This window comes from Flavobacterium arcticum (genome assembly GCF_003344925.1).
In the GTDB taxonomy this organism is placed as follows: Bacteria; Bacteroidota; Bacteroidia; order Flavobacteriales; family Flavobacteriaceae; genus Flavobacterium; species Flavobacterium arcticum.
In genome coordinates, this window is the sequence record NZ_CP031188.1 from 2,189,485 (window position 1) to 2,207,269 (window position 17,785).

Sequence of the window (17,785 nt, forward strand, 5' to 3'; positions counted from 1 at the left end):
TTATTTTCGGCTATCTAAAAAATTGCTATATGCTTATAAAAGTTTTCGGGAGTGCGGTATTTGGTGTAGAAGCCACTACTATTACTGTAGAAGTAAATATTGATAAAGGTATTGGTTATCACTTAGTAGGATTACCAGATAATGCTATAAAAGAGAGTAGCTACCGTATTGCTGCTGCTTTAAAAAATAACAGTTATCAACTTCCAGGAAAAAAGATTACGATAAATATGGCTCCTGCCGACTTGCGAAAAGAAGGCTCTGCTTATGATTTGACACTTGCTATAGGTATACTTGCTGCAAGCGGACAAATAAAAGCCGACGAAGTAGGGAAATATATTATAATGGGGGAGCTTTCGCTAGACGGTAGCCTACAACCTATAAAAGGAGTATTGCCTATTGCCATAAAAGCAAAAGAAGATGGTTTTAAAGGTTTTTTTCTGCCAAAACAAAATGTAAAAGAAGCTGCAATTGTAGCGGGACTTGATGTATATGGAGTAGAAAATGTAACTGAAGTTATTGACTTTTTTGAGGGTAGGGGAACTCTAGAACCTACTACTATAAATACTCGAGAAGAATTTTATAAAACCCTTGATTTTCCTGAATTTGATTTTAGTGATGTAAAAGGACAAGAGAGTATAAAACGATGTATGGAGATAGCTGCCTCGGGCGGGCATAATATTATACTAATAGGACCACCAGGCTCAGGTAAAACAATGTTAGCAAAACGATTGCCTAGTATACTACCCCCAATGACATTGCGTGAAGCACTCGAAACTACAAAAATACATAGTGTAGCAGGTAAACTCAAAAATGTGGGGCTTATGAATCAGCGCCCTTTCAGGAGTCCGCATCATACTATTAGTAATGTAGCACTTGTAGGTGGTGGTAGCTATCCGCAACCAGGCGAAATTTCTATGTCACACAATGGTGTACTTTTTCTAGATGAGCTACCTGAGTTTAAACGGGAAGTATTAGAGGTTATGCGACAACCACTCGAAGATAGAGAAGTAACTATAAGTCGGGCTAAATTTACCATAACCTACCCATCGTCTTTTATGTTGGTAGCGAGTATGAACCCTAGCCCTGGAGGATATTTTAATGACCCAGATGCTCCCGTTAGCTCATCACCACACGAAATGCAACGTTATTTGAGTAAAATATCAGGACCATTATTAGATAGGATAGATATTCATATTGAGGTTACTCCTGTACCTTTTGAAAAACTAAGCGATAACCATAAAGCAGAGAGTAGTGTAGAAATACGTAAACGTGTAACTAAGGCAAGAGAGGTACAAACACAGCGTTTTGAACAATTTGAAAATGTACATTATAATGCACAAATGAATACTAAACAAATACATGAGTATTGCCAGCTCGATACCGCTTCGCTTCAATTACTTAAAACAGCTATGGAGCGATTAAACCTTTCGGCACGGGCATATGACAGGATATTGAAAGTGAGCCGTACTATTGCCGATCTTGAAGGGACTCAAAATATAGCTTCGCACCATATATCTGAAGCAATACAGTATAGAAGTCTTGATAGAGAAGGGTGGCTCGGATAGTTTATACTTTCTTTTTATGTCTTACATAAATTATAATCGTAATATAATAAATAAGCCTCTGATAGTAGTATCAGAGGCTTATTTATGTTTTAGTATATAAAATAGGCTACTTTTTAAATAACTTTATTACTTCTGAAGTATTGTTTTTATCTGATAAGTGTAAAAAATAAACACCAGATTCAAGACTATCAAAATATAATATTGTACTGCCAGCATCAAGATTACCCATAGCTATTTCACTACCTAAAATAGAATAAACTTTATAGGATAAAGCTTTTTCTGTTCTAACATTCAGAACTTCGTCAACAGGATTAGGATATACAGTTGCTAACGTGTTTTTAAATACAGCAGTGCCTAGGGTTGTAGCTTCTACTTCAGTACAATATTCTTCATCGCCACAGTCATTAGTTACGGTTACACAAACGTTATAAGTACCAAGGGTACTATATGAGTATTCTGGGCTTTCTACATCAGATGTTTGCCCATCACCAAAGCTCCATAAAATGGTATTATAAGGTGTTGTTCCTGTATAGTTAAAAGAAAAATTACTTCCGTTTTGCTCGTCAGGAACTACTCCAAAAGAGGGTTGTGGTATGCTACAATCACAATTCTCTGTACCATATTTTGCTATGAAAAAATCCCTTCCTTGTGCTCCATCTGCTAGAGTAGTATCGCCTATATACAAGAGGTTATCAAATCTTCCACCTACATAATAACTTCCGTAAATATCGGCAGTTATAGCATTACCATAATCCCAATAACCAGAGTTACCTTCAATATCTGTAAGTCCTATAATACTACCGTCTTGTTTGTTAAAACGTGCTAAATAAATATCATACCCTTCGTTTGTTTCTTGTGATAATTCTAATCCATCCCAATTTAGTATACCAAAGCCTCCAGTTACGGCGACTTCATTGCCTTGTACGGTAATACTATATGCAGATGTTGAGCTATTTATAGTCGAGCCATTAGTGGCCCATATAACCTCACCTTCGGCATTTAATTTAATAATGTATGGAAATCCTCCGTTTGTTGGAGATGTAAAGGTTGTTTCTCCTAAAGTATTTCCGTCAAAGGTACTTCCAGATAAGTACAGCATATTATCACTATCTATAAACATATCCAAGATATCTGCCGAACCTTGTTCTATAGTAGAAACTATTTTCCATAAAAAGTTACCATCTTCATTAAAAGCTGCCAAAAAAGAGTTGTTACTTATTGTCTCACCATTAATATCCATATCTACTATATCTGTATTTATTTTATTACATGAGATATAGAAATTGTTATTATTATGATCTAAAACCAGTTGCATATTTGGAATTGAATTCATAGAAGAATTTTCTATAGGTTGCATTTCTGATTCGGATGCTGTTATAAAATTACCATCTGCGTCATATTTAAAAATAAAAAGATTATTCCCCTCTAATGTATTTACAAAAGCTCCATCAGCATAAGTACCTGGTGGTATAAAACAAAGCCAATAGCTATTGCCAGCATCATCTACTTGAAAATCTAGAGATTTGCTGTTTATTAAAGCATCTGTATAACTTATGTCTTCAGGTTGTGGCATTTCCATCCATAATAATTCTCCTTCAGAGCTGTATTTTACAATAAAAAGGTTTTGCTTGTTTAGGTTAACTGAAGAAGAAGAAGTAGGAAGGATAATGTCATACCCTGTTTCTCCTCCAAAATAAGCCTCTCCATTTCTTTTAATTTTTCCTACTGCATAAATATTACCTTGAGCATCAGTTTGTATACGTTGTATTTCATCAGTTCCAGGTCCGCCTATAACCCGTGACCATCGGTACTCGCCACTACAACTAAAGCTTGATATCATATAGTCAATACCGTTAAAACCTTCTTTATTCACACCAGCTACCTGCAAACCATTTACTCCCACATTAGAAAGGCTGTATACATTACCATCATTATCTGTAGTTATGCATTTAACGGTTTCATCGTTAGCAGTATCTGAATCAAAACTTCCTCCGCTAACACCCCATTGCCAAGACTGGGCATTACTTATAGTGGTTATAAGGCATAAACTAAAAGCTAGTTTTATAAAGTATTTTTTTTTCATAGTTAAAAAAAGTTAATAAGCCGGGATGCAATGCATCCCGGCTGTTATTAATAGTTTTCGGAAATTACTTATTTTACTATAAGTGCCTGTTGGCTAAGTACTGTTCCGTTAAGTTTCATTACTACAATGTATTGACCTGCAGAGAAACGTGCAAGATTAGAACTCCATGTTCCTTTTGCATCTTTAGGATTATGGCTTTCCATGAGTACACCCATTAGGCTATACACTTCTAAGCGTCGGCTATCGCCGTCAACACTATTACCAAAATCATATTGCAGTTGTACATTATCTTGTGCAGGGTTTGGAGATAATAAAAGGCTTATACCTTGTTTTTCATTATCATCTGCCGTTGCCATACGTTTTTCATCACCTCTACACTCTGGTAGTTCAAATTTAAGTACTGTTAAACATGGTTTGCCCTCTATTGTACCTTCAAAAGCAATAACTACAGTACCACCTGTATACCCATTAATTGGTATCATGTCTACAGCATATATCGCATTACCAGGATTAACAGTTATACTTGTTGGTTGGAATACTCCAAAACCGTTTAGCTCTGTAAGGGTTAGTTGTACAGGAATACCTTGAGGATTGTATATATCAAAATATATCCTATAAGAACAGAAACCTTCTTTATTACTTACCTTAACCTCTTTTACCTTAGCTTCAATCTCACACTTAGGACATTCGGTAAGATCTATATTTACTTCATCACTAACACGCTTACAATATCCATTATCTAACATAAGCTGATAAACTCCATTGCCTAATGGCGCTAAATCTAGAGGAGTAACAGATGAGTAAGTACCAGAGTCTTTTACATCACCATTTTGCAACCATTCCCAATATGGGAAAGTCATAACAGAACTTGGACCTGTTAAAGAGCTTAAACTAAGTAATTCTTTACATATAGTATAACACCCTGTTGGTACTGTCCATAAGTGTATTGAAGGATCTTTTGGAAGTACTATTGTTCTTGTTGTAGAACATCCAGAAGTGTTTGTATACCTTACTTGTATAGCACCTCCTTGATTTACATCGATTACTGGTCCTGTTTGACCATTACTCCAAGTGAATGTACCAGTACCTGGTGCACTTGCTTCAAGTGTAAAGGTATATGTCTCACAATCTACATTTATTATATTTATTTGAGGTACTGCTGGTAGTGGGTTTACTATTACAATATGGCTATCCGTATTTGTACAAAAACCACCATTACCATCTGGTATACTTACAGTTACTTCATACTCATAAGTGCCTACTGTATTTAGCGTTTGGCTTATACTGTTTTGCCCATTAAACTGAGTAAGTGGGTTGCCATCTAATGTCCATGCATAATCAACATCATTAGATCCTGAGGCTGTAGTAAGTGTAAAATTCTTACCTACACAAACTTCATCTTGCCCACCAATATTAGCAGTAGGAGGTATGATGAATGTTACTGTAACTTTATCACCACTTTCATTAAAGTCTTTGGTACAACCATTAGCGCTTTCTACACTTATCCAGTATGTACCAGATGTTGTAACATCAAATGTATTATTAGGGTGTGTAGTAGTGCCAATTTCGGTACTACCATTCATCCAGTGATACGTTTGAGGCGTAAGTCCTAGATTAGTATACCCTAATGTAATTGATGAACCGTCGCATGCTGTTTCAGCACTAGCAGTTAATTCACCATCTAAAGTATTGGTAGTTACAGTTACATTTTCATTATAAACTGCGCTACAACCATATTGATTAGTAACCGTTAGTGTAACATTATAAGATGAAGGGGTTTCATAAACTTTTTCAGGTTCTTCTTGACGGTTTGAAGAGCTATCTCCAAACTCCCAAAGATAGCTAAGTCCTGGTTGTGTATCATCTGGTTCAAAAACAAAAACAGCATCTTGGCATCGTGGACCATTATGTGTAAATGTAGCTACTGGTAGTGTAGGTAGATCTATTGTTAATGGCGACACGCTACATGGTGTACTATTAGGTCCATCTATAGTTAAACCAAGTGTATGAACACCAGGGGAAAGATAAACCGTTTTTGATGTAAGTAGACCTTGAGAATAATTAGTACCATCAGCACTAAAAATGTGACTTGTTATATTATGATTAGGGTAGTGGTTAGAGTTGTCTAATAACGTTACTTCATAATTGTTATTAGGTCCACATGTAATAGTATATTTAAGATCTGGCATATAAGAAACTATAACCGATGTACTCCTAGTTACAACACAATTACCATAAGTAACTTTGTAGAAAATGGTATAACTTCCAGATTCTGCAAAAGTAAACTGACCAGTATTATTTGTTGTACTTTGTGATACTGGTGGTGTATTGGTTACCCATTGTATACCACTTGGACTTCCCGTATATGTTGCATTTACTGTAATAGTACCGCAATTATTTACAGCCGAAGTTATTGTTACAGTTTCACCTGTTGTACATGGAGGTGGATCGGTACAGTTACCGTTAAACGCTACTGTATTAGTTGTTGTGGTACATCCGTTAGTTCCTTCAACTACAGCATAGTAAGATCCGTAAGTAGTTGCTGTATAGCTTGATGCTGTAGGTCCTGAAAGAACAGGAGTCATACTAGTAGTTTTAAACCACTCTATATTTGTTACACCCGATAATCCTCCTTGTATGTTTACCGTTAATACTTGTGGAGACATACTAGGGCATATTGCATAAACACCCGCAGGGCTTATACTTGCTACAGGAGAAGGCAATACTTCTATTTGATCATTTGCAATGGCATCATTAACACATCCATTTGCACCTGCTACAGTTACTTGTATATCATAATTAATTTGGCTACCACCACCAGCATAAGTATGGGTTGCTGTTAGCCAATTTGGCATACTATCGTCGGTTATAATAGTAGTACCATCTCCAAAGTCCCATGTTATAGTTCCTGACGTTAATGCCGGAGTAGAAGTAAGGTTTAATGTTAATGGAGTTCCTTGACATATTTGGTTAGGAATATTACCTAATGACACCGTTGGAGATGTTATAATTTGTACTGGTAAAACCACATCTGGCTGTACTATACCACACTTAGTTACCGATGCTACTACAAAAACAGGATTAGTACCAGTGAATTCATTCCATAGTACTTCTATATTTGTAGTTCCATTACCAGAGCTAACACTACCTGCTGTTGCAGGGGTTATTGACCATGAGTATGTTTCACCATCGTTATAATCTATTTGATAATCACCATAGGTACTTGAACATACAATTTGGTCTCCTGTAACTGCCATGTTTAGTACAGGCAATGTTACTGTTTTAGTAATAGTATCAGATACACAATTTGGTTCGGTTACATTTTCGCGCCATGCTTTAACAATGTAAGGGCCTGCTCCAGTAAAAGTTATAGATACATCGTTACCATAATTATTACCATCTATAGTTCCTCCAACTACTTCCCAGCCTATTTGTGTTCCTGTAATGTTATTTACAACACTATATGTTACAGGCACATCTGGACAAGATTCATCTGGACCAATAATCGCAGTAGGAGCATCTTCTTGATCTCTTACTACAATAGTAACTACTCCTGATTTACAAAAACTATTTCCAGTAACAGTAAGGGTATAGTTACCTGCTTCTGTAAAGTTATAACTAAAGGTATTACCGCTTCCTGCAGTTTCTCCATTTGGACCACTAAGTTCCCAGTTACCGCTATAACCACCTTGTATTTGGTAATTACCTGTACTAAAGTTACAAAGGTTAAAGTCACCATCTATAATAGCTTTTGGTCTTATATTAATATATAATGTAGCTACACCACTACAGTTAAGTAAGGTATTATGGTATGTTGCATTAAGTGTTATATGTCCTGAATTATTATAGGTTTGAATTATAACTTCATTAGCATTTTGAGACTCTACAAGTGTAGCACCTGTACCATTACTATTCAGCGTCCAGTCAAAAACTGTTGATGGCCATTGTGGTAATTTATAAATATTTTGTTCGTTAACACAAATTACATTTTCACCTTCAATAGTTCCTTGAGACTGTATAACAGGTATTTGTATAGTTACAATTCCTACACACTCTAAATCGCAGTGCGAAGCATCATAAGTTACATAACCAAATCCATCAGGTCCTACATTATCCCAGTTAACTTCTATAGAATTACCATAAGGCTGTTGTGATGCAATGGTTCCGCCTATAACACTCCAATTGTTGTGTCCTCCACATGCTTCTAGAACCTCTTGAGGTATACTGTAAGTAGCTTGTTCTCCATCACATACTACACTAGCACATGCAATTTCAAAACCACCTTCTTTAACCTTAAGTTTCATCTCATAAGTGTCTGTACAATTACAAGCATTAGTAACAGTAAGAGTCACATGATATACTCCAGGGTTAGAATATTGATGTGCAGGTTCAAACTCAGAAGAAGTGGTATTGTCTCCAAAATCCCAATAATAGGATATTAGCCCCGTTCCACCATTGGTTTCTGATAGGTTTATAAACTGGTGAGTTTCTTTTAAGCAGACCTCAACAGTATCTGCCGATATGTCTGGCATTAATCCAAAGAGTGCTGTGGGAGATATAATTACCTCTACACAAATTTCTTCTTCATATACCGTTTCATCGTTTTTAGTAACTTCAACTGAGACAGAACCCCATCCGGCATTCCCCCAGTTAACAACACATTGCGTAAGTGACGAACTTACAATTGTACCGCCTGCGGCATTCCAGTCAGAGGACACCCAGTTCGCGCTGTTTCCTGTAAGCGAATAAGTAACTGTACTCTGTTCGCATACACGAACACAGGGGCCATCTTCAATTTCCTCTGTGTACTTTTCTCGTTTATCATCGTAAACGAGGCATCCGGTTTCTGAGTTCCAAGTGATTGAGATTGCTTGGGCATAGGTCTTGCCCGTGAAAGTTAAAAGCCCAAATACAAGGGCGCACAAATACAGCAGAGCCTGCCGCTTTTGCGTAGGAGCATCTTTTTGCTTCATAAATAATAATTTTAGTTGAATGTTAAACAATATTTTAACTTTTATAAAATTAGATATAATAAGCTCAGCTTAAACGTTAAACAAATCATAAAATTTAACAAAACCTTAAATATTTATGATTACAATTTTGATATCCTTAACAATAGCGTGGGTTTTCAAGGTTAATAACATTTTGTATCTAATTTGTTATATTTTTATAATAATTATTTAATAATTAGATGATCACGCTGTAATCATCTAATTGCCAAAGCGTTTTAATATTCATTGTCAAAAAGCTAAATTTTGTAATTATATATTATAATTTAACATCTAGTAAACAAAACACCTTTATGAGTACTAAATTTTTAAATTATTAGCTCTCAATTATACTTTTAAAGTGGAGACATCGTTTAGATAAAAAAAATGTACAAGTAAATAGTATCAAATAACAACTTCGAAAAACTCTAATAGTATATGTTATCTTTACACTTAATAAATTAATATAGATACTTACTAACGATGTAATATTATAGTTTACATGAAGGATTGTTAGAGGAGATTATTATCTATAATTAGAATAACAAAAATGCTTAAAAAAGAATTAGAACTACTATTTAATAGTATGCCACAACTGGTACAAGATAAATTGCAACCTGTAATAGAAAATATTTTAGAGAGGGCAGAGGAGTATGATAAATATAATAGTGAAGACCCTGAATATTATGAAGAAGAACGAGAGCTTATAATGAAAGATGTACATAAAGTAAAATATCTTAATGATCAGTGGAAGATTATAAATTCTAGAAAAAATAGCTAAAACAATAGTATTGTCTAAGTATTATTTTATTACATTTAACTAACTGAAATAATTACTATTATGAAAAAAGTATTTTACTTACCACTTGCTATTATAGTTGTTTTTACATACTCCTGTAGTACAGAAGATACTGTATCTAAAACAGAAACTGAAGCAGTTGTTAATGAACAAGAGTTTGTTGCAAAAAACTTAGATAAAAATGCTTTGACAAATGCTACTGTAGAGCTTTTGAAGGGCTTTAGCCTTAATATTGATTTTACAAAGTTGTTTACTTACAATTCAGATGAAGAAGCTACTAAAGAGATTCAGAAAACTTTAGAAAGTATAAAAGAAGATATTGAATGGGATATTAGCGATTATCCTGAGAGTAATGCTGTAGTTTTTCGGTTTAGTTTAGATAATGGTGTAGGACGACTATCGGAATATTATTATATAAATACCGAAAATAATAAAGTAATAAAATCAATTATTAATGATGGAAATAATAACCTAATAGAAATTGATACTCTTAATACTATAGACCAAATAAACCTTAAAAGAAATGCTGTAGGTTGGTCTATTATTGATACGAATGATCCAAACCTTTTTGTATATAAGCAGTTTGAAGTAATTGCCGATATTTATTCAATGAAAGTATTTGCAACTAAGTAATTAATAAATATTTTAGAAAACAAAAGAGCCATTATATAATGGCTCTTTTGCTTAGATGTTATTTTATTGTTCTTAAAAACCAATACGGAAACCCATATAGGCATCTGCTTGATTAGTATCGCCAATCATTGCTGATAATGCAGAACCTGAACCTAAAAAGAAACCACCTAGCCTGAAACCTATACCTGCTGTAAAACCTGAAACTTCATTATTTGCAAGCGGTGTATAAGCTTCAAAAAAACCTGTAGAGAAGCGAGGAGTAAGGCTTATAATGTTTTGTACTGCTATCTGGTCGTTATCATTATCTTCATTCATTCGTTGCTGTATATAGGCTGTTGCATACCAATTACCATACACATTAACATCGGCATAGCCAGATAATATAGCTGGGAGTTTTACTCTAAAATCTTTTTCGCTAGGAGAAATATTTAAATAGCCACTTGTTAACAATACGTCTTCTACATCTTGTATACTTTCGGCATCTTCAAACTGGTTAAGATTTAATGCATCATTACCTTGTATATCTAACTCATAATTAGTGGACTCATTATTATCATCTTTAAAAGTCATACTACCAAGGTTTCGTATTGCTAGTCCTGCATTAATTCTGTATTTAGTAGAGTCTACAGCTTTCCATTGGTAATTAACTCCAATATCAGTAGAAAAACCATTAAGTCCGCCTGCAAAAAATTCTGTAAAATTATCACTCTCAGAAAAATCTCCTGCTAAAGAACCAGAATAAGCAAAATTAAGTTCGGCATGTGCATCTGTAAGTGTTACATCGCCAAAATTATTTTCTATAGTACCTTCAAATTTGCTAACTCCCATATTTGCATAAGTACCCGGGAAAAGAAAATTAAAAGTAGCTCCCGCAGTAATACGGTGTTCTTCGGTATTATACACTTCTCGAGCTATAGATAACCCTATTTCTCCCCATGATGTTCCTGTGACTCTTTGGTTTTCACTAGCCAATATATCATATACTTCACTAACGTTATCAATACCACCATTAGTTACAGCATTACCTAGTGTAGTATTAACGTCTACTAATGATGCTTTAATTTTAGCAGAAGAAGATATACCAAATGCCCATTTTTCTACTTTAAAAGCAAAAGCAGGTCCTAGTATTTCTACATCAGCACGCATATTAAGAGGCTCGCTTCCTGCAAAAAGCATCTCTTCAAAATTATCGTTGCCCCCCAAAAGGTCGCCAAATGTCATTTTATTATTAGCTACATTGGCACTAAAGTTAAAAACATTAACTTCATATTTGCCCTTAAGATTAGCAAGTTCGGCAGGATTAATACCCGCATTTAATAATCCCACCCTTCGTGAAGTACTAATGCCCGAGAAATGTTCTTGAGCAAATGTAGCTGTCCCTAAGATAGAGAAAATAAAGAGTAAAGTTTTTTTCATATTCAGATAGTATTTAAATAGATGTTAAATTGATTTTGAGGTTGAAAAAATACATGTATTATAAATTTAGTAAAAAATAATCATTGCATTTTCATACAGTATTTCTTATTATAAGAGATACGTTACAAATTTAAATTTAATAAATAAATATAGAAATACCTATTACTGAGTATTTATACAGCATTCCATACTGCATCATCAGGTAGTGGAGCAGTAATTGTTAGTTCTTCTTTTGATACAGGGTGTATAAAAAATAATTTGCGTGCATGTAAGTGAATACCTCCATTAGGGTTACTCCTGTCAAAACCATATTTAAGATCACCTTTTATGGGTGAACCAATAGCCGAAAGCTGCGCCCTTATTTGATGATGTCGCCCTGTGTGTAAATTTATCTCTAAAATACTAAAGGTTTTTAGTACTCGTATTATAGTAAAATCAAGGCTTGCAGTTTTACTATTGGGCACTTCTTTAGTATGTGCTTTTGATGTATTATTCTTTTCATTACGAACAAGGTAATGAATCAGCGTTCCCTTTTCGGTATCTGGTTTTTTCTTAACGGCAGCCCAATAGGTTTTTTGGGTTTCACGGTTTTTAAATAAGTCGTTAAGTCTTGTAAGGGCTTTTGATGTACGTGCAAAAACTATGATACCTGTAGTGGGTCTATCTAACCGATGCACAACTCCTAAGAAAACATCTCCAGGCTTATTATATTTATCTTTAATATATTCCTTAACTACATCGCTAAGTGGTTTGTCGCCAGTTTTATCGCCTTGTACTATGTCGCCTACACGCTTGTTTACAGCAATGATATGATTATCTTCATATAATACTTGTAGGTTATTTTTATCAGAAATAATTTTCATTAATCTATTATGTCAATTAGTACTGCTCTGTTTCGTTAGGAAAATCTTTCGATTTTACATCAGTAACATATTGAGATATAGCTGTTGTCATGCCTTCAAATAAATTCATATATCTACGTAAGAAACGTGGATTAAACTCATTATTCATACCCAGCATATCATGTATAACAAGTACCTGACCGTCTACACCGCCACCTGCACCAATACCTATTACAGGGATAGAAATACTTTCGGCAACCTTTTGAGCCAGTTGTGCTGGTATTTTTTCTAACACTACAGCAAAGCAACCTATTCTTTCTAGCATTTTAGCATCTTCTATAAGTTTTTCGGCTTCAGCATTTTCTTTAGCTCTTACAGTATAAGTACCAAATTTATAGATAGATTGTGGGGTTAACCCCAAATGCCCCATAACAGGTATACCTGCATGAAGTATCTTCTTAATAGAGTCTTTTATTTCGCTTCCGCCTTCCATTTTTACAGCATGCCCACCACTTTCTTTCATGATTCGTATAGAAGAACGAAGTGCTTCTTTAGGATCTGATTGATAACTACCAAAAGGAAGATCGACTACTACAAGTGCTCTTTGTGTTGCTCTTACTACTGATGAGGCATGATATATCATTTGGTCTAACGTTATGGGTAGTGTAGTTTCGTGCCCTGCCATTACATTAGATGCAGAGTCGCCCACTAGTATAACATCTATTCCGGCAGTATCTACTATTTTTGCCATAGTATAATCATAAGCCGTAAGCATCGATATTTTTTCGCCGTTGGCTTTCATTTCAATTAACGACTTTGTAGTAACTCTTTTATAATCCTTCTTTGCAGTTGACATAATTGATATATTAAAGCTGTAAAAATACTAAATTGCGATAAGAATAAAGGGTATGTACTTGTTTTATTGCTCTATGTTTATGATAAGAGTAATGTAATTGGTATTAACTTGTTTTTTGATACTAATTTATAATATAAACATGAAAAGAATAGTACTGTTATTAGCACTTTTTGTAACTATAATAGTTAGTGCTCAGAAGAACGATATAAAAAGTACAATTGTTACTTTTTTTAAAGGTATGCATACTGCCGATACTTTAAAAATAAAATCGGTTTGTAGTAATACAATAATATTACAATCAATATCTGAAATGAATGGAGAAGGTAATCTTACTACAAATACCGCCGAGGAGTTTTATAATTCAATTGCCACAATTCCTCAAAATATTAAGATAGAGGAGAGGTTATTGCGCTATGATATACAAATAGATGGCGCTATGGCACATGTATGGACTCCTTATGAATTTTATATAAATGATAAATTAAGCCACACTGGGGTAAACTCTTTTACATTATTTAAAGATAATGGTACTTGGAAAATTGTTAGTATAATAGATACAAGACGTAAAAAACAAGAGTAATCTAATTAACAGTCAGCAAGATTAACAGTTATGGCAAGCCCTCCTTCGGATGTTTCTTTGTATTTATTATTCATATCTTTTGCTGTCTCCCACATTGTGTTTACTACTTTATCTAATGGTACTTTTACATTTTTAGGGTCAGTTTCTAGTGCTAGTTCAGCTGCGTTAATAGCTTTAATAGCCCCCATAGTATTACGTTCTATACAAGGTACTTGTACTAGTCCTGCAATAGGGTCGCAGGTGAGCCCTAAGTGATGTTCCATAGCAATTTCGGCTGCTATAAGCGCTTGTTCTGGAGTTCCTCCCATTACTTCACATAATGCTGCGGCTGCCATAGCTGATGAAACGCCAATTTCTGCCTGACATCCGCCCATAGCTGCTGATATGGTAGCTCCTTTTTTAAAGATAGTACCAATTTTACCAGCGACTAATAAGAATTGTTTTATATGCTCTTCATTAGCATCGTGGTTTTCAATAACCATATAGTACATTAGTACCGATGGTATTACGCCTGCACTACCATTAGTAGGAGCAGTTACTACACGTCCTAAAGCGGCATTAACTTCATTTACCGATAGGGCAAAACAAGAAACCCATTTTAATATTTGTCTAAACTTTACTTCTGTTTTACGTATTACTTGTAGCCATTCTTGCGGAGAGTTATAAGGTATATCGCCAATCATTTTTTGGTGCATGTCATAAGCACGTCTTCGCACATTTAGACCACCAGGTAGTGTTCCTTCGGTATGACAGCCTGTGTACATACACTCTAGCATAGTATCCCATACTCGCATTAATTCATGGTGTATTTCATCTTCACTACGAATAGATTTTTCATTTTCGTAAACAACTTCCGAAATACTTTTATTTAGCGTTTGTGTATAGGTTAATAACTCACTTGCTTTATCCATAGGATAAGGAAAAGAGCGTCTTATTTCTTTTTTCTCTTTAGCAACCGTACGTTCTTCTTTAACTACAAAACCACCTCCTATAGAGTAGAATGTGGAAACATATTCTGAATCAGTAGTATAGGCTGTAAACCTAAACCCATTAGAGTGGAATTCAAGGAAATCTTTATTAAAAACAATATCTGTGTCAGGATTAAAGGTAATTTCTTTTTCGTTCCCTAATAGTAATATATTGGTGCTGCTAATAGTTTTGATAATGCCATCTATATCCTCGACAGGTATATATTCAGGATCTGCACCAGTTAAACCAAGCATAACAGCCAAGTCAGTAGCATGACCTTTACCTGTAAGTGATAATGAACCATATAAATCTACTTTTATACGATTTACCGTATTAAAAATACCTTCCTCACGAAGCTCTTCAAGCAAGCGTTCGGCTCCACGCCAAGGACCTAATGTGTGAGAACTTGATGGTCCTACACCAATTTTAAGCATATCGAAAACAGAAATACATTCGTTCATAGCAATACCGACTATTTTTGTAAAGTTACTTTATTTACAGTCGGCAAAGGTAAATAAATTGCTATTACTACAACGATTTAGTGTAAAAATTATTGATATGATATTTTAATTTAATTAAAAAGCCTCCCAAAGAGGAGGCTCAGTATATTTATTATAGTAAAAGATTAATTTACAATCACTTTTTTAGTAGCCGATTGGTTACCCGATGTTACTCTCAGGATATAAAACCCTTGTGGTAAATTATCTACTGTATAGGTGTTATTTTCAGCTTTTGGCTGCTCTATGTATTGTATAAGCTGACCGTTAAGGTTTATTAGTTGAATTTCTTCAAGTACTGTTTCGCTGTATATATTAACCTCATGGTCTATAGCAGGGTTAGGATATACCGAAAGGTGTGTAGCGAAAAAATTATCAGTTGCAGCGGTAGCCCATCGGTCTTCGGCAACAGGACCCCCCCAAATTTGTGTAGCAAGATATGGGTTATCTATAAAAGGATTACGGTTACCCTGCCCATAAGCATTATTTGCATTACCTAGATAAGTATTTCTGTTATCTTCATACTCAGATACAGGATCTTCGGCATTCCATTCTAAAAATAAATCGATCATGTTAGCATCAGAAGCTACAGGTGTACCCACTCCTACATTAGTTGGTAAACACTGAGAACCATAACGAAGATACATATACATCATCATACGAGCAACGTCACCTTTCCATTCATCTCCTGGGTACCAAGATTGTCCACTTTCAAATGAATTTCCTGTACCATCAAAATACTTATCATTGTTTCTGTCAGCATTACGCTTTTTATCGCTAGCTCTTACATGATGAGCATCAGCACCAGGACCACTTGTGCCTAAATCTGGATTACCAAGTGCTTTAGGGTAGGTGTGCTCTCTATTCCAAAGACAAGGATCGGCTGTACCGTTGTCATCAAAATTTTTATTTCTTCTTCTATGATCTTCATCATCACTAGTAGATGCAGGACACATATTGTCACTGAAACCATATACTAAAAGTAAGTTAGTGTTAGAGTTATCTTCAGGATCAAGATCTACTATCATTAAAGCATTTTCTAACTCTTGATAAGTTAAATTGTTAACGTGTGTAGTAGTTATTTTACTAGCTAGTGCATTTTTAAGAGATGTTCCTGTTTGCTCAAAATTAAACCCGTCATAATACGGAGATGCAGGGGCACCATCTTGTGCAAATGTTGCTAATGCTAATAATGATAATGTTAGTGTATAAAACTGTTTCATATAAAAAAAATTGGGCTATAAATTTAGGGTGATTATTTTGAATCACCCTAAATTTAACACCAATGTGGGTTAATGTTATTTTTTTCTTTCGAGTTGTGCCATATAAAAGCCATCAAAACCTGATTCTGATGCTAGTATTTTACTGTCTTTTATAAAACTAAATTGCTGTCCTATTTCAGTTGCAAGAAAACGCTCTACTTGTTCTTGGTTTTCTGACGGCAATATTGAGCAAGTAGCATATACTAGTTTTCCTCCTGGCTTTACTATTTTAGAATAGTTTTCGAGTACTTCGGCTTGTACTTTTTTAATATTATCAATAAATTCAGGCTGTAATTTCCACTTACTATCAGGGTTACGTTTTAGTACGCCCAGTCCGCTACAAGGTGCATCTATCAGCACTCTATCTGCTTTTTCGTGTAGTCTTTTTATAACCTTAGTATTATCTATAATACGGTACTCAATATTAAAAGCACCATTTCTTTTAGCGCGTAATTTTAGTTGTTTTAGCTTACTTTCATAAAGATCCATAGCTATAAGCTGACCTTTATTTTCCATAAGCGATGCCATGTGTAGTGTTTTACCACCTGCGCCTGCACAGGTATCTACCACGCGCATACCTGGTTCTACCTCAAGGAAACGAGCTACAAGTTGCGAAGAGCCATCTTGTACTTCAAACAGTCCATCTTTAAAAGCTTGGGTCATAAATACATTGGCACGCTCTTTTAATACAAGTGCATCAGGGTAATCTTTAGGCATCTCTGTATCAATATCTAAGTCCATAAGAATGGATCTTAGTTTTTCTCGGGTAGTTTTTAGGGTATTTACTCTAAGTATAACCCGTGCTTGCTCATTTTGTGCTGCCAGTTCTTTTTCCCATTTTTCTTCTCCAAGCTCTTTAACAGCCAGTTCGTCCATCCAGTCAGGAATAGACTCTTTGAATTTTCTTATTTTAGAAAGTTCATCAAAACGCCCTTTAATACGACGAAGTGGAGTTTCTTCAAAATATTTCCAATCGGGTAGGTTATATCCACGCAATACAGCCCATACGGCAAAAACACGCCATAAATTATCGCGGTTATACGGTTCTTTAACCTCTGCTATTTCGGTATAAAGACGCTTCCAGCGTACTATTTCGTATATGGTTTCGGCAACAAACTTTCTGTCGGCACTGCCCCAACGTTTATCTTTTTTTAGTGCGCGCGCAACTACTTTATCGGCATACTCCCCGTCATTAAATATAAATCCTAGTGAGTCTATAACCGTAAAAACTAAATTTCTGTGTAATCTCATTGTGAAAAATTGAGGGGCAAAGGTACTGAAATTTACGCAGATAT

12 protein-coding genes are annotated in these 17,785 nt (G+C 35.0%); 4 read left to right on the forward strand and 8 right to left on the reverse strand.

The features are described 5' to 3' along the window. Positions 1–29 precede the first annotated feature (29 nt). A complete protein-coding gene (locus DVK85_RS09815; RefSeq protein WP_114678272.1) occupies positions 30–1,565 on the forward strand; it encodes a YifB family Mg chelatase-like AAA ATPase in 1,536 nt (511 codons plus the stop codon). 106 nt (positions 1,566–1,671) lie between these two features. Here the strand turns inward: DVK85_RS09815 and DVK85_RS09820 are convergent, their stop codons facing one another. Both DVK85_RS09820 and DVK85_RS09825 read right to left on the reverse strand, forming a co-directional pair. Continuing rightward, positions 1,672–3,648, reverse strand: a complete 1,977-nt coding sequence (locus DVK85_RS09820; protein WP_114678273.1) for a PKD domain-containing protein — start codon at positions 3,646–3,648, stop codon at positions 1,672–1,674. Between the two features lie 68 nt (positions 3,649–3,716). Then, positions 3,717–8,621, reverse strand: a complete 4,905-nt coding sequence (locus DVK85_RS09825; RefSeq protein ID WP_114678274.1) for a PKD domain-containing protein — start codon at positions 8,619–8,621, stop codon at positions 3,717–3,719. Positions 8,622–9,186: 565 nt separating this feature from the next. Here DVK85_RS09825 and DVK85_RS09830 point away from each other — a divergent pair. Then, entirely contained in the window at positions 9,187–9,417 is a 231-nt protein-coding gene (locus DVK85_RS09830) for a hypothetical protein (RefSeq protein WP_114678275.1), read from the forward strand. A gap of 60 nt (positions 9,418–9,477) precedes the next feature. Further along, positions 9,478–10,068, forward strand: coding sequence for a hypothetical protein (locus DVK85_RS09835; protein WP_114678276.1), 591 nt, complete (start codon positions 9,478–9,480; stop codon positions 10,066–10,068). 72 nt (positions 10,069–10,140) lie between these two features. On the opposite strand, the gene DVK85_RS09840 is transcribed toward DVK85_RS09835, so the two are convergent. The 3 genes from DVK85_RS09840 to panB form a co-directional block, all read right to left on the reverse strand. Next, the gene (locus DVK85_RS09840; RefSeq protein WP_114678277.1) at positions 10,141–11,484 is read right to left on the reverse strand and encodes a hypothetical protein; all 1,344 of its coding nucleotides are present in this window, start codon (positions 11,482–11,484) and stop codon (positions 10,141–10,143) included. Between the two features lie 173 nt (positions 11,485–11,657). Continuing rightward, the gene (locus tag DVK85_RS09845; RefSeq protein WP_114678278.1) at positions 11,658–12,347 is read right to left on the reverse strand and encodes an RluA family pseudouridine synthase; all 690 of its coding nucleotides are present in this window, start codon (positions 12,345–12,347) and stop codon (positions 11,658–11,660) included. A gap of 16 nt (positions 12,348–12,363) precedes the next feature. Beyond that, on the reverse strand, positions 12,364–13,182 hold the full coding sequence (gene panB, locus DVK85_RS09850) for a 3-methyl-2-oxobutanoate hydroxymethyltransferase (RefSeq protein ID WP_114678279.1): 819 nt from the start codon (positions 13,180–13,182) through the stop codon (positions 12,364–12,366). Between the two features lie 139 nt (positions 13,183–13,321). Here panB and DVK85_RS09855 point away from each other — a divergent pair, with 139 nt between their 5' ends. Beyond that, positions 13,322–13,762 carry a nuclear transport factor 2 family protein gene (locus DVK85_RS09855; RefSeq protein ID WP_114678280.1) on the forward strand — a complete coding sequence of 147 codons (441 nt, stop codon included), beginning with the start codon at positions 13,322–13,324 and terminating at the stop codon, positions 13,760–13,762. A 5-nt stretch (positions 13,763–13,767) separates the two neighbouring features. Here the strand turns inward: DVK85_RS09855 and DVK85_RS09860 are convergent, their stop codons facing one another. The 3 genes from DVK85_RS09860 to DVK85_RS09870 all read right to left on the reverse strand — a co-directional run bounded on the left by DVK85_RS09860 (position 13,768) and on the right by DVK85_RS09870 (position 17,741). Beyond that, positions 13,768–15,192: an L-serine ammonia-lyase gene (locus DVK85_RS09860; RefSeq protein ID WP_114678281.1), complete on the reverse strand. Its 1,425-nt coding sequence runs from the start codon at positions 15,190–15,192 to the stop codon at positions 13,768–13,770. A 164-nt stretch (positions 15,193–15,356) separates the two neighbouring features. Continuing rightward, a complete protein-coding gene (locus DVK85_RS09865; RefSeq protein WP_114678282.1) occupies positions 15,357–16,451 on the reverse strand; it encodes an endonuclease in 1,095 nt (364 codons plus the stop codon). Positions 16,452–16,526: 75 nt separating this feature from the next. Further along, positions 16,527–17,741, reverse strand: coding sequence for an RsmB/NOP family class I SAM-dependent RNA methyltransferase (locus tag DVK85_RS09870; protein ID WP_114678283.1), 1,215 nt, complete (start codon positions 17,739–17,741; stop codon positions 16,527–16,529). Positions 17,742–17,785 lie beyond the last annotated feature (44 nt).